This is a genomic window from Nocardioides sp. NPDC087217, from assembly GCF_044744805.1.
Lineage (GTDB): Bacteria > Actinomycetota > Actinomycetes > Propionibacteriales > Nocardioidaceae > Nocardioides.
Map to the genome: position 1 here is coordinate 636,518 of NZ_JBIUZB010000002.1, position 13,939 is coordinate 650,456.

Genomic DNA, 13,939 nt, shown 5'->3' on the forward strand with positions numbered 1-13,939 from the left:
GGTGCGGCGGCGGCGGGACGGCGGTGCCCTCCACCACCACCCCCCCCCCCCCCCCCCCGGGGGGGGGCCCCCCCCCGGGGGGGGGGGCCCCCCCCCCCCCCCCCCCCCCCCCGACCGCGCTGACGCTTCGGGCGACGGGGGTGACGTCTCGGCCGACCTGGGTGACGCCTCGCTCAGGCGTCGAGATCCTGCGCGACCAGGGCAGCGATGGTGTCGACGGCGGCCTGGTCGGGGCCGGTGACCTCGACCTTGTCGCCGTTGGCGGCGCCGAGGGTCATGATCAGCAGCGACGAGGCCGCATCGACCGGCTCGCCGCCGGGGACGGCGAGGGTGATCTCGGCGCCGAGCTCGTCGACCTTCTCGGAGATGATCGCGGCGGGGCGGGCGTGCAGGCCGACGGCGGAGCCGACGGTGACGGTCTGGGTGGGCATGATGCTCCTTCGGTGGTGGGTTGAGGGTTCAGCTGGTCGCGGCAGCCGGGACCGGAGCGCGACCGACGGACTTGAGGGCGATCACCATGCCTGCGCCGACGACCACGCCGGCGGCCAGAGCGATCAGGTATCCGAGCACGTTGGTGACGGCGAAGAGGACGAAGATGCCGCCGTGCGGTGCGCGGACGCCGACGTCGAAGAGCTGGGAGAGCCCGCCGGTCACCGCGCTGCCGACCATGATGGCCGGGATGACGCGCATCGGGTCGCCCGCGGCGAAGGGGATCGCTCCCTCGGTGATGAACGAGGCGCCGAGCAGCCAGCCGGCCTTGCCGTTCTCGTGCTCTGCGGGGGTGAAGAGCTGGGGGCGTACGACGGTGGCCAGCGCCAGCGCGATCGGCGGGACCATGCCGGCGAGCATGACGGCGGCCATGATCCGCAGCTCGGGGGAGTCGGCGGCGAGCGAGGCGGCACCGACGCCAGTGGCGGCGAAGCTGTAGGCGACCTTGTTGAGCGGGCCACCCATGTCGAAGGCCATCATCAGGCCGAGCACGGCGCCGAGGGCGACGGCGCTGGTGCCGTCCAGGGCGGCGAGACCGTCGGTGAGCTGCTCCATCAGCCAGTTGATCGGCTTGCCGAGCACGATGATCATCACCAGACCGGCGAGGATCGAGGTCACCAGCGGGATCACCAGCACGGGCATCAGACCGCGCGCCCAGCTCGGAACCCGCCACCCGCTGACCCAGTGGGCGATCACACCGGCGAGGACACCGCCCGCGATCGCGCCGAGGAAGCCGGTCGCGGGCGCCGAGACGCCGTCGGCGTTGACCACGCCGAACAGGTTCGCGGCCAGCGCACCCATGATGAAGCCCGGCGCGATGCCGGGGCGATCGGCGATGGCGTACGCGATATAGCCCGCCAACGCCGGGATGAACAGCATGAACGCGGTCTTGCCGATGACGAAGAACAGCGCGCCGAGATAGACGGCGAGGCCGCTGTCGAAGAGGGCGTGGTCGAGACCGAGGGCCTGTACGTCGGGGAGGTTGGTCAGAGTGTTGTCGACCATGACCGCCCCGTAGACGTTGGTGATGTCGTAGCCGCCGAGCAGGAAGCTCAGCGCGATCAGCAGGCCGCCGGCGGCGACGAACGGGATCATGTAGGAGACACCGGTCATCAGGACCCGGCGGGTCCGTCCGCCCCAGCTCTCCGACGCGGTGCCGGCGGACTCCGACGAGTCGCCTCTGCCGGACTCCACGCGGGCGGCGTTCGGGTCTTCGGCGGCGGCGAGCGCCTCGGCGATCATCGCGTCGGCGTCGTCGATCGGACGCTTCACACCGGAGGAGACCAGCGGCTTGCCGGCGAAGCGGCTCCGGTCACGGACACCGACGTCGACGGCGAAGATGGCAGCGTCGGCGCGGGCGATCGTCTCGGCGGGCAACGGCGTCGCCCCGGCCGAGCCCTGGGTCTCGACCGCGATCTCCACGCCGGCCCGGGAGGCCGCGGCCTGGAGGGCCTCGGCCGCCATGTAGGTGTGGGCGATCCCGGTGGGGCAGGCGGTCACCGCGACCAGGGTGCGCTTCTCCGCCGCGGCCGGCGCCGGTGCGGGTTCCTGCGTGGCGCTCTGGGCGGCCGGTGCGTCACCCACCGCGTCGAGGATGGTCTGGGCGGCCTGCTCGGCCGAGTCCGTCTCCCGCAGGGTCTGGCCGAACTCGGGGCGGGCGAGTGCACGGGCCAGCTTGGTCAGGATGGTCAGATGCGTGGCGTCTCCGCCCGCCGGCGCGCCGATCAGGAACGCGAGGTCGGCGGGGCCGTCCTTGCCACCGAAGTCGACCGGCGGGGAGAGCCGAGCGAAGGAGACGACGGGCTCGTCGACCCCGGACGTACGGCAGTGCGGGATCGCCAGGCCGCCGGGGAGACCGGTGGCGGAGACCTCCTCGCGGGCCAGCGCGTCGGCGACGAGCGCGTCGAGGTCGGTGGCCCGGCCGGAGTCGGCCACGCGCTGGGCCAGGGCACGGATGACGTCGTGCTTGTCAGGGCCGAGATCGGCGTCGAGGGCCACGAGCTCGGGGGCGATGAGTGCGGACATCAGAGTCCTCCGGTGATGGGGTCGAGGTCGCGTACGGACACGAGGTCGGCACGGACCTGGGGTGGGGTGGGGAGGGTGGTGCCGGGGAGGCCGGCGGCTGCACTGCCGTACGCGACGGCGAGCCCGAGACGTTCAGGGGCGGAGAGCCCGCGCAGGTCGGCGAGGAGATAGCCGAACAGCGAGCTGTCGCCGGCGCCGACGGTGCTGACGACCTCGGTCGGCGGCGGGGTGGCGTGCCAGGTGCCTTCCGCGGAGACGAGGACGGCGCCGTTCGCCCCGAGGGTCGCGAGCACGGCGGTGACGCCGCGGTCGACGAGGGTCCGAGCCGCCGCCGCTGCGGCGGCCGGCTCGTCGAGGGAGTCGGCTCCGGTGATGGAGGCCAGCTCCTCGGCGTTGGGCTTGAGCAGGTCGGGTGCGCCGGCCGGGAGCCCGGCGGCGAGCGCCTCGAGAGGTGCCTCGCTGGTGTCGACGGCGATGTGGGTGCCGGTGGACCGGAGCGCGCTCACGACCTCGGCGTACCAACCGGACGGCGCCTCGGGCGGCAGCGACCCGGCGAGGACGACCCAGCGCGCCTGCTCGGCCTCCTTCACCAGCCGGGCCGCCAGGGCGTCGAGCAGCGCCGGGGTTGCCGTGGCGCCCGGTCCGTTGAGCTTGGTGGTGGTGCCGTCGGGCTCGGTCACGGTGGTGTTGATCCGGGGCCGGCCGGCGGGTCCGACGGTGACCACGTCGAGCCCGGAGGCGCGCAGCTCGGTGACCATGGGATCGAGGTCGGGACAGGGGAGCACGGCACGGGTGGGAACCCCTGCGGCGTACGCGGCTCCGGAGATGTTCACGCCCTTGCCGCCGGGCTGGGAGGTCGTGGTCCGGGCGCGCAGCACCTCGCCGCGGCGCAGCGGGCTGGTGAGCATCACGGTGTGGTCGATGCTCGGGTTGGCGGTCAGGGTGACGATCATGCGATCAGCACCTCGAGGCCGCTCTCGCGGAGCTCGTCGGCGACGTCGTCGTCGATGTCGCTGTCGGTGACGAGCACGTCGACGTTGCCCAGCGCGGCGAAGCGGAGCGTGGTCTCGACGCCGATCTTGCTGGAGTCGGTGAGGCACACGACCCGGCGGGCGGCGTTGACCAGCGCGCGCTTGGTCGCTGCCTCCTCGTGGTCGGGGGTGGAGAGGCCGTGGGCCAGCGTCAGCCCGTTGGTGGCCACGAAGGTGACGTCGACCCGCAGGCGGCTCAGCGCGTCCACGGTCTCGGCGCCGACCGCGGCCTGGGTGGCGGGCCGGACGCGGCCGGGGAGCAGGTGGAGCTCGATCTGAGGGCTGCCGGCCAGCATGGCGGCGACGGGGACCGCGTGGGTCACCACGGTGAGCTGGTGGTCGCGCGGCAGGGCGTGGGCGAACCTGCTGGTCGTCGTGCCTGCGTCGATCGCGATCGTGCCGCCTTCAGACGGGAGGAGTGCGAGCGCGGCCCGGGCGATGCGGTCCTTCTGCGCGGTGAAGGTCTGTTCCCGCTCGCCGAGGGCGGACTCGAGCACGGCCATCGCCTCCACCGGCACGGCGCCACCGTGGACTCGGCGGACCAGGCCACGTCGCTCCAGGGTGGAGAGGTCTCGACGCACGGTCTCGGTGGTGACCTCGAACCGCTCGGCGATGTCGGCCACGGATATCCGCCCGCGTTCGGCGACGAGACGGGCCGTCGCGATCTGCCGCTCCTCGGCGTACATCGCGGCCTCCTTCATGATCGGTGTGGTTTCGGGTGGGTTTCGAGGTTGTGAATGCCCACATGTGTTGTTTTATGCCCGAATGTGTTGACTCGTCAAGGGGTTAGGGCAGATATTTGTGGTCATGGTCACGTCTCACTCATCTGTCCTTTCCGGCACCCCGGTGGTCCCGGGGATCGTGCTGGCGCCCGTCCACGTGGTGCGGACCGAGGTCGATCCCGCCGCGCTGGAGGCCTTCGAGCGGCGCGGCTTCGACAAGCCCGACGACGCCCTCGCTGCCTACGAGGCGGCCGCCACCGCCGTCGCCGACGGGTACGCCCGCCGCGCCGAGAAAGCCTCCGGCGCCGCCGCCTCCGTGCTGAGCGCGAGCGCCGGCCTGGCACGGGACAAGGGGCTACGGGTCGCCGTGGAGAAGCACCTGCGCGCGGGGGAGGGACTGGTCGCCTCCGTCGCGGCGGCGGTCGAGCAGTTCGCGACGCTGTTCAGCGGGATGGGTGGACTGATGGCCGAGCGGGTCACCGACCTGCGCGACATCGAGCGCCGGGTGCTCGCCCACCTCGCCGGCGAGCCCGAGCCCGGCGTGGATGTGCCCGAGGGGCGGTGCGTACTGGTGGCCGCCGACCTGGCGCCCTCCGACACCGCTGCCCTCGACCCGGCCCGCGTGGTAGCGCTGGTCACCGAGCGGGGCGGACCCACCAGCCACACCGCGATCATCGCCCGCCAGCTCGGCATCCCGTGCCTGGTCGGCGTGGCCGGCGCGACCGGCATCGTCGAGGGAACGCCGGTGCTCGTCGACGGCCAGTCCGGTCTCGTCGACCTGGAGCCCGGCCCCGACGCCGCCGCCCGCGCCGAGGCCGATCTCGCCCGACGCCAGGCCGCGGCTGCCTGGACCGGGCCAGGGCGTACCGCCGACGGCCACCCGGTGGCGCTGCTCGCCAACGTCGCCGACGGCTCCTCGTCACGCGACGCGGCCGCCGGCCAGGTCGAGGGCGTGGGCCTCTTCCGCACCGAGCTCTGCTTCCTCGACCGTCGAGAGGAGCCCACGGTGGCCGAGCAGGCCGACGTCTACGCCGAGGTGCTCGCGCCCTTCGCCAGCCGTGGCCACGTCGTCGTACGCACCCTGGACGCGGGCTCGGACAAGCCGATCGCCTTCGCGACCCACGAGGGCGAGGAGAACCCGGCTCTGGGTGTACGCGGCCTGCGGCTCGCCGCGGACAACCCCGGCCTGCTGGAGCGCCAGCTCGACGCCATCGCGATCGCCGCCGAGCGGACCGGCGCGGACACCTGGGTGATGGCGCCGATGGTCGCCACCGTCCAGGAGGCCGCCGACTTCGCCGCCCTGGTCCGCGCCCGCGGCCTCAAGCCGGGAGTCATGGTCGAGGTCCCAGCGGCGGCGCTGATGGCCCACCGGATGCTGGAGGTCGTCGACTTCCTCTCCATCGGCACCAACGACCTGACCCAGTACGCCATGGCCGCCGACCGGCTCGCCACCGACCTGGCCCACCTCACCGACCCCTGGCAGTCGGCGGTGCTGCAGCTCATCGCGATCACCGCCGAGGCGGGACGTACGGCCGGCAAGCCCGTCGGCATCTGCGGCGAGGCCGCCGCCGACCCGCTGCTCGCCCCGGTGCTCGTCGGTCTCGGTGTCACGTCGCTGTCTATGGCACCCGCAGCGGTCGCCGCAGTCGGCGCCCGGCTCGGATCCGTGACCGCGGAGCTGTGCGACACCGCCGCCGAGGCCGCGCTCGGCGCGCTATCACCGGCCCATGGCCGCGAAGCGGTCGTGGAACTCATCGGCTGACCCGAATCGCTGACCAGCCGCGAGCTGATCAGCGGCTCAGACTGACGAAGACGAACACCATGAATCCCAGGAGCAGCAGGAGCAGGACGATCAGGCACCCGCACAGTCCACTCTGAACGAGGACGCCGCGCTGGCGGACCGTGCCTGGTGCGCCGAGTTCGCCGGCCATCGCCAGGTGGGCCGGGCCCCGGTAGTCCAGCGTCGGAGTGTGATCAGGGGCAAGGACTGCGGTTGCCAGCCCGGCCTGCCCGCTGCGTCCGTTCTGATGGACAGCGATTGACACCGGCCGGTCTGCCGGGATCTCGAAAGCGCACTCGCCCCACTGTTGTGGGTACACCGCGCCATCGATGTTGACGCTCGCCGATGGCATCGAAATCAGGCCCCGGCGCAGGCGCAACGAGAGCACACGCATTGGTCCGGCATGCTGGCTGGCGTACGGGATCACCGGCGGGACCGGTCCGAGACGGTTCATGCCGAGGAGTATCTCGCAGCCCGTCCTGTTCGATCTGGCCGCACTTATGTATGACCGGTTGGCAGACTGAATCTGTGCCTGCTCGCTACGTGTTCACGGAGAAGTGGATGATCCCGAGTCCTCCGGATGCGGTGCGAGACGTGCTGGTCGACCTGGAGCGCTATCCCGAGTGGTGGCCGCAGGTGCGGGCGGTGGCGAAGCTGGGGGAGGACGATGCCCTGGTGGTGTGCCGCTCGACTCTGCCGTACGACCTGGAGATCGTGCTGCACGCGGTCAGTCGCGACCTGCCGACGCTGGAGGTCGGGCTCGGCGGGGACTTGGACGGGTTCGCGCGGTGGACTCTGACGGCGGCGCCGGGCGGGAGCCGGATGGTGTTCGAGCAGGAGGTCGTCGTCGACGGCCTCCTGGGACTGGCCTCGATGCTGCTGCGGCCGGTGCTGACCTGGAACCACCGGCAGATGATGCTCGGCTGCCGCAACGGCCTGGCCGCCGCGGTCTAGAGTGCGGAGCCCTTCTGGTACTCGGCCCAGGACAGGTTCCAGTCGCCGAAGCCGTTGTCCCATTCCATCTTCCGGTCGGTTCCGGTGGTGTCGACGATGTCGCCGATGCGGGCCAGGCCGTAGAGCCAGGCGGCGTTGGCGGTGGACAGGCCGGTGCAGCCGTGGGAGACGTTGGCGTAGCCCTGGGACCCGGTCGACCACGGCGCGGCGTGGATGAACTCGCCGGAGTTGCTGATCCGCATGGCGTACTCGACGTCGTCGAGGGAGTAGTAGTCGCTCGAGCTCTGGTCGGAGATGCCGATCGTCTCCGAGCGCATCTCCTTGACGCGGTGCTTCTCGGAGATGACCTTGATCCCCGACCGCGTGGTGAAGCCGGGCTTGCCGGTGGTGATCGGGATCGTACGCAGCAGCTTGCCGTTGCTGAAGACCTTCATCTGATGCGTACGCGCGTTGACCTTGAAGACGTGCGCGTCACCGACCTTGTAGGTGGCGGTGCGGCTGTGCTGGCCGTAGACGTCGCCGCCGGCGGAGGCGCCGTTGATGTCGAGGTCGACCTTGATGGTGGTGCCGGGCTTCCAGTACTTCTGCGGACGGTAGCGAGCCTCGGTGTCGGAGACCCAGTACCAGGACCCGGTCTGGGCCGGGGTGGAGGTGACGTGCATGCGCTTCTCGAAGGACGCGTGGTCCTTGACCGGGATGTCGAAGTAGACCGCGACCGGCATCCCGACGCCGACCTCGGACTTGTCGACGGGGACGATCGTGGCGAAGGTCTGCTGGGCCAGCGAGAGCGAGCGGGTGGTGAAGCTGCTCTTCACGGTGCCGGTCTCGCCGGTGGCGGTGACCGTGTAGCGCAGCGCCGGGTCGAGCAGGTCGTTGGCGGTCCACGTCTTCTTGTCTTCGGAGAGCGATCCGGGCACCGTGCGTCCGTCGGGCTTGGCGACCTTCACGCTCGTGAACTCACCCGAGGTCGCCGTCACCGTCACGACGCTGTCGACAGGTACGTCCTTGGCGCCGTCGGCGGGGGCGATCGTGGCGGCGAGAGGCTTCGCCGACGGCGAGGCGCTGGCCGACTCGCCCTTCGCGGCGGACTCCGGGCTCTCTGAGTTCCCGGCGCAGCCGGAGAGTGCGATCAGGGCCACCACGGCCACAACGACAGGAAAAGGACGAACCCGCATGGGATAACTATGCGGTAGGCGGCAACCGAATTCTCGGCGCGTCCGCGCGTGTGATGAAGGTTGTGGTGTTGTCGGCGCTGCCACGTACGGTATCTGCCGATGAGTGACACTCGCGTCGAGGCGGCGTACGCCGGGGCTCTGGCCGCCTTCAAGAACCCGATGCTCGACCTCCTGCACGGCCGGTTCGCGCCGTTCGTGGTGGCGGTGCTCTCGGTGACCTTCACCTCCGAGCGGGCCACCGTGCCGGTGGTGGACGCGCACGCCGAGATCGGCGACATGCTGGACCGGCTCCGGGCGACCGGCCACGCCGAGGGCGAGGGTGGCGAGGTGATGCTGCCTGTCGGCACGGCGCGCGAGCTGTGCCGCCAATGGGTGCGCGCCGGGTGGCTGCTGCGCCAGATCGAGGGCGAGGACGAGGTCTACCGGCTCTCCGCGCATGCGGTGGGCGCCCTCGAGATCGCGGGCCGGGCGAGCGGGTCGCGGGCTCGGGTCTCCGAGTCGCGGGTCAGGACGCTGCTGGAGGCGGTCGAGCGGCTCGCCCTGGATGCCGACCCCGACGTGCTGACCCGGGTGGCGCGGCTGACCGAGGAGATCGCCGAGCGACGCGCCGAGATCGCCCGCCTGGACCGCACCGGCGTCGTCGACACCGTCGATGACGACACCCTGCTGGAGCAGGCCGAGAACATCCTCCATCTGACCCGTGAGCTCCCGGCCGACTTCGCGCGGGTGGTCGAGTCGATCCGGGCGATGCAGCGTGACGTGGTGACCGACCTGCGCCAGGACGTACGCCCGGCTGGGGAGGTCCTGCGCGAGTACCTGCAGCGCGGCAAGGACGTGATGGCCTCCACGCCGGAGGGCAAGGCGTTCGCCGGTGCGCTGCGGATGATCGGAGACCCGCGCCGCCTCGACGACCTGGCCACCAACCTGCACACCGTCCTGCGACACCGGTTCACGAAGGCGATGGGTCCGACCGAGCGGGCCGAGCTGGCTGCGGTCGGGCGCCGGATCGAGACGGGCGTCGCCGAGGTGCTGGCCGCCCAGCAGACCGCCTCCCACGTGATCACCACCCAGGTGCGTACGCACGACCCGGCCCGCGACCGGCAGGTCGACGACCTGCTGCGCGATGTGATGGTCGGCTTCCAGGCGTGGATGCCGTCCTCACGGCCGGCCGAGTCCGTCGAGCCGCTGCGCCGGCTGCCGGTCGCCGACCTCGGTCACCTGCGCCAGTCGGTCAGCGAGCTGCGACCGCCCGAGCCGCCCGCGCCGCTCGCCGACTGGGGCGACGTGGAGAGCGCCGTCGAGGACACCAAGGCCTGGGGCGGGCCGGGCTACCGGGCGATCGAGGCCCACCTGGACACCTATCTCGCGGCCCATGGGGCGGACGAGCCGGTCGACCTGGCCGAGGTCTTCGCGGCCGCGCCGGAGGAGATCCGGCGCCCGGTCGACCTGCTCGGGCTGCTCGAGATCGCGCATCGCCGCGGGATGGCCGAGACGGGGGAGATCTCCACGATCGAGGCGGTCCGGGCCGACGGGGTGCGGCGACGGTTCGCGTTCGGCGGAGTGAGGCTCAGCGCAGTGATGGCGGCAGATGACGAAGGGGATGGGCGTTGAGCGAGACGGTGACACCGGCCGAGGCTGAGGTTAACCCTCAAGTTGAGGGTGAGGATGAGGCGGGGGTCGTGGCCTACGGCAGCGAGCCGGAAGGCTTCATCGAGCCCGTCTCGATGGAGGACGACCCGACCGAGCTCTTCGTCGGGGACCGCGGTGTCCTCGACGCCGACATCCGCCGGGTGCTGGTCCAGCTGCTGCGCCGCCGGTTCATCACGGCCGAGAAGAACCCGCGGCAGTGGCGTACGTTGCTCGACCACCAGGCGGTGATCGAGTCCCGGCTCCACGACCTGTTCATCCGGCTCGTCGTCGACCACGACCGCGGCATCGCCTACAAGCGACAAGTCCGCTCGGAGGAGCTGGACGTGCCGGTGCTCCTCAAGGACGACGCCTACTCGCGGGCCGAGACGCTCGTGCTGGTCCACCTCCGCACCGTCTTCCAGCGCGAGCGGGGCGCGGGGGAGAACTCCGCGCGGGTCGACGCCGACGAGCTGGAGCAGACCGTGCTCACCTACTTCGACGTCGCCAGCGGCGACGCCGCCGCCCGCCGTGAGATCCGCCGGGCCGTTGACCGGCTCGCCCGCGAGGGGCTGATCGAGGAGGAGTCCGAGGACCGCTACCGGATCACCCCGCTCGTCGAGATCGTGCTGAGCGTCGAGAAGCTCGCCGAGCTGAAGGCGTGGCTGAAGGAGTCTGCTGGTCGGGCAGCGAGCCCGCCTGCGGCGGAGCGTGTCGAGGCCAGCGAGAACGACGACGATGACGCCGACGATGAAGAGGAGACCGAGCAGTGAACATGATCGACAGCCTCTTCGGCCTCATCCCCGCCCGCTCCAACGGCCGGCAGTGGGTCGCGCGCGAGCTGCAGCTGGTCAACTGGGGCGGCTACGACGGCGCCCACCGGGTGCGCTTCTCACCGACCGCGACGCTGCTGACCGGAGGATCCGGGTCGGGCAAGTCGACGCTGATGGACGCCTACATCGCGTTGATCATGCCCCACACGACGCCGTTCAACGGTGCCTCCAACGGTGGTGTGGTGGGTCGTCCACGCGGCCAGGACCAGCGCAACATCCTCTCCTACGCGCGCGGCAAGATCGACGAGGCGAAGACCGCCGAGGGCACCAAGATCCGGGTGCTTCGCGGCGACGGCCGCGACACCTGGTCGGCGATCGCGATGACCTGGGAGGACCAGACCGGGGCCCGCTTCACCGCGGTCCGTGCCTGGTACGTCCCCGCGTCCGCCAAGAATCTCGACGACGTGACCAAGCTCCGCGCCGTGGCCGAGGCGGGCTTCGACGTACGGGATCTGGAGCCGGTCGCGGCCCACCGGTTCACGCGCACCTCGGTCGCCGAGGTCGGGCTCACTCCGATCGACACCGACCGCGACTTCACCGCTCGGATCCACTCCGCGCTCGGGATCGGTGCCGCGGGCGACGGCGAGAAGGCCGTCAACCTGCTGGGAAGGATCCAGGCGGGGCAGCAGATCACCACGGTCGACGACCTCTACAAGAAGATGGTGCTCGAGGAGCCCGAGACCCTCGCGACCGCCGACGGCGTCGTCGCCCACTTCGACGAGCTCTCCGCGACCCGCGACCGGATGGTCACCGCGCAGCAGCAGGTGCGTGCGCTGACGCCGATCCGCGAGCACCGGGCGGCGATCGAGGACGCTGCCGCCAGGCTGGAGGTTATCGACGGGATCGGTGCCTTCGGTGACGAGACCACCCCCGCCGGGCTCTGGCGGGCCGGCAAGCGGGTCGACCTGCTCAGCGAGTTGGAGTCGGACCTGAGCTCCCGCAAGAGCGCCGCGGAGAAGACGGTCGCCGAGAAGCAGGCGCTGATCGACGCCGCCGAGTCCGAGCGCGACGGCCTCGCGGTCACCGTCGCCGCCTCCGGCGGCCGGCGCCTCGAGGAGGCCACCCGCGAGATCAGGTCCGCCGAGACCCGGGTCGACAACGTACGCCGCGCCCGCGAGGCGCTCGACAAGGAGCTCGCCGTCCTCGGTGCGGTGGCCGCGACTCCGGACCAGTTCGAGACCCTCCAGGTGACCGCGCAGGAGGCGCTGGTCGACGACGACGCCCGCACCACCGCCCTCAACGCCTACGCCTCAGCCCGCTCGGCCGAGGCCGACGCGATCGGCCAGGTCGGCCGGCTCGAGAGCGAGCTCGCCGATGCCGAGAAGACCAAGAGCAACATCCCCGAGCCGTTGCGCGCGGCCCGCGCGGTGCTCGCGGAGGCGGCCGGGCTGAGCCCGGCGGAGATGCCGTTCGTCGGCGAGCTGGTCGAGGTACGCACCGAGCACGAGGCCTGGCGCGAGGCGTTCAACCTGGCCCTGGGCGGGTTCGCCACCACGATGCTCGTCGACTCCGCTCATGTCGGCGCTTTCCGGGCCGCGATCGAGTCCGTACGGCAGCGCACCCGGATCCGCTACGAGGCCGTCCGCACCGGCGTGAAGGATGGTGTGCACAGTCTGGACGAGGGCACTCTTCCGGGCCGCCTCGACTACCGCCGGGGTGTGTTCACCGGCTGGCTCAAGCAGCGGCTGACGGAGCGGCACGGCTACGTCTGCGTGCAGACGCCTGCTCTGCTCGGTCAGCACCGGATGGCGCTGACCGTGACCGGCCAGGTCTCACAGGGGACGCGCGGGGCCCACGGCGGTCACGGCGCCGGCAACGTGCTCGGCTTCACCAACACCCGGCGCGTCGCCGAGCTCACCGAGCTCCTCGAGACGGCGCGCAAGGACGCGGAGACGGCGAGCATGGCGGTCGCCGAGGCGGAGCGAGCCATCAAGGACCTCGACCTGCGACGTACGTCCTTCAAGGCGGTCACCGCGCTCACCTGGGACCAGGTCGACGTCGCCGGGGCCGCAGCCGAGCGGGACCGTTGGGCCGCGGTGATCGAGGAGGTCACCGCCGACAACCCGGAGATCGCCACGCTGCAGGAGCGGCTGAAGAGCGCCCGCGCCAAGGTCGACTCGCTGCGCGAGGGGATCGGGGCCGCCAAGAGCACCGTCAAGGAGCTCGACGTGCGCTGGAGCGACGTCGTCGAGCAGGTCGACCGGGCCAAGGACGCGCTGGAGGACGCGGCCGCCTCGGGCACCGATGTCGCGCCGGCCCAGGCCGACTATCTCGAGCAGCTCTTCAAGGCGGCCGGCGGCGAGGAGGCCGGCCGGCGCGAGGACGCGCTCGCCGAGCTCGATGCCGTCTTCGCCCGGGCGGGCGAGAGCCTCGAGACCGACCGCGCCGCCGCCCAGGAGACGATCGGGGCCGCCCGCGTCCAGCTGCGGCAGACGTTCGAGGCGTTCCTCGAGCGCTGGCCCAACCCCAACCTCCACACCGACCCCGATGCCTCCTATGCCGACTTCGACCGTCTCCTCGACGAGCTGCAGACCAGTGGCCTGCACGAGCTCGAGGTCGAGTGGCGCGACTCGCTGCTCAAGCTGTCGGGCAACGACCTGACCAACCTCGACTCGACCCTGTCGCGGGCCGTGCGTGAGATCCGGGACCGGATCGACCCGATCAACCAGATCCTCGCCGAGCTGCCCTTCAACGACGACGGCCACCGCCTCCGGATCGACACCCAGGAGGGCCAGTCGGCGGTGCGTGGCCGCTTCCGCAAGGAGCTCCGCGCCGTGCGCGACCTGATCGAGAAGGCGTCGTCCAACGAGACCCGGGAGCAGGCCTACACCCGGATGTCCCGGCTCATCGACCGCATGCGCCGCACGGCGCCCGACTTCGCCGACCTGATCGATGTACGCAACCACGTCCGGGTCAGCGCCGAGAAGGTCACCGCCGACACCGGTGAGCACGTCGCTCTCTACGACCACATCGGCGAGAAGTCCGGTGGCGAGTCGCAGGAGCTGGTCGCCTTCATCGTCGGTGCGGCGCTGCGCTACCAGCTCGGCGACGCCGGCGCCGAGCGGCCGCGCTACGCGCCGGTCTTCCTCGACGAGGCGCTCATCAAGGCCGACGCCCGCTTCACCGGCCGAGCGATCGGCGCCTGGCGAGGTCTCGGTTTCCAGCTCATCATCGGCGCCCCCAACGACAAGCACAGCGCCATCGAGCCGCACGTCGAGGTGCAGTACACCGTGCTCAAGGACGCCGAGGGCCACTCGTTCCCGAAGCTGGAGGTCGGCCTCGACGAGGTCCCGGCGCGGTGACC

At 71.6% G+C, this 13,939-nt stretch carries 11 protein-coding genes; 5 read left to right on the forward strand and 6 right to left on the reverse strand.

The features are described 5' to 3' along the window. Positions 1-173 precede the first annotated feature (173 nt). From ACIO3S_RS10390 to ACIO3S_RS10405, 4 genes are read right to left on the reverse strand one after another with little or no spacing between them, the layout of a single operon-like run. Positions 174-431, reverse strand: a complete 258-nt coding sequence (locus tag ACIO3S_RS10390) for an HPr family phosphocarrier protein (RefSeq protein ID WP_160023680.1) — start codon at positions 429-431, stop codon at positions 174-176. A gap of 28 nt (positions 432-459) precedes the next feature. Then, positions 460-2,517: a fructose-specific PTS transporter subunit EIIC gene (locus ACIO3S_RS10395; RefSeq protein ID WP_400464603.1), complete on the reverse strand. Its 2,058-nt coding sequence runs from the start codon at positions 2,515-2,517 to the stop codon at positions 460-462. Continuing rightward, complete coding sequence (locus tag ACIO3S_RS10400; protein WP_400462645.1) at positions 2,514-3,467, reverse strand: 1-phosphofructokinase family hexose kinase; 954 nt, start codon at positions 3,465-3,467, stop codon at positions 2,514-2,516. Before ACIO3S_RS10400 ends, ACIO3S_RS10395 begins: the two co-directional genes overlap by 4 nt. Continuing rightward, the gene (locus ACIO3S_RS10405; RefSeq protein ID WP_400462648.1) at positions 3,464-4,246 is read right to left on the reverse strand and encodes a DeoR/GlpR family DNA-binding transcription regulator; all 783 of its coding nucleotides are present in this window, start codon (positions 4,244-4,246) and stop codon (positions 3,464-3,466) included. Before ACIO3S_RS10405 ends, ACIO3S_RS10400 begins: the two co-directional genes overlap by 4 nt. Before the next feature lie 106 nt (positions 4,247-4,352). On the opposite strand from ACIO3S_RS10405, the gene ptsP reads away from it, so the two are divergent. Beyond that, positions 4,353-6,029, forward strand: coding sequence for a phosphoenolpyruvate--protein phosphotransferase (gene ptsP / locus ACIO3S_RS10410; RefSeq protein ID WP_400462651.1), 1,677 nt, complete (start codon positions 4,353-4,355; stop codon positions 6,027-6,029). 28 nt (positions 6,030-6,057) lie between these two features. Here ptsP and ACIO3S_RS10415 read toward each other — a convergent pair whose 3' ends face one another. Further along, complete coding sequence (locus ACIO3S_RS10415) at positions 6,058-6,501, reverse strand: hypothetical protein (protein WP_400462654.1); 444 nt, start codon at positions 6,499-6,501, stop codon at positions 6,058-6,060. A 74-nt stretch (positions 6,502-6,575) separates the two neighbouring features. Here ACIO3S_RS10415 and ACIO3S_RS10420 point away from each other — a divergent pair, with 74 nt between their 5' ends. Then, positions 6,576-7,001, forward strand: a complete 426-nt coding sequence (locus ACIO3S_RS10420) for an SRPBCC family protein (RefSeq protein WP_400462657.1) — start codon at positions 6,576-6,578, stop codon at positions 6,999-7,001. Here ACIO3S_RS10420 and ACIO3S_RS10425 read toward each other — a convergent pair. Continuing rightward, positions 6,998-8,176 carry an Ig-like domain-containing protein gene (locus tag ACIO3S_RS10425; RefSeq protein ID WP_350713930.1) on the reverse strand — a complete coding sequence of 393 codons (1,179 nt, stop codon included), beginning with the start codon at positions 8,174-8,176 and terminating at the stop codon, positions 6,998-7,000. The two genes, ACIO3S_RS10420 and ACIO3S_RS10425, sit on opposite strands and share 4 nt — an antisense overlap. Positions 8,177-8,275: 99 nt before the next feature. Here ACIO3S_RS10425 and ACIO3S_RS10430 point away from each other — a divergent pair, with 99 nt between their 5' ends. The 3 genes from ACIO3S_RS10430 to ACIO3S_RS10440 all read left to right on the forward strand — a co-directional run bounded on the left by ACIO3S_RS10430 (position 8,276) and on the right by ACIO3S_RS10440 (position 13,937). Further along, complete coding sequence (locus ACIO3S_RS10430; protein WP_400462660.1) at positions 8,276-9,787, forward strand: DUF3375 domain-containing protein; 1,512 nt, start codon at positions 8,276-8,278, stop codon at positions 9,785-9,787. Between the two features lie 68 nt (positions 9,788-9,855). Then, positions 9,856-10,575 carry a DUF4194 domain-containing protein gene (locus tag ACIO3S_RS10435; protein WP_350844698.1) on the forward strand — a complete coding sequence of 240 codons (720 nt, stop codon included), beginning with the start codon at positions 9,856-9,858 and terminating at the stop codon, positions 10,573-10,575. Positions 10,576-10,577: 2 nt separating this feature from the next. Continuing rightward, positions 10,578-13,937, forward strand: a complete 3,360-nt coding sequence (locus ACIO3S_RS10440; protein WP_400464606.1) for an ATP-binding protein — start codon at positions 10,578-10,580, stop codon at positions 13,935-13,937. Positions 13,938-13,939: the final 2 nt, after the last annotated feature.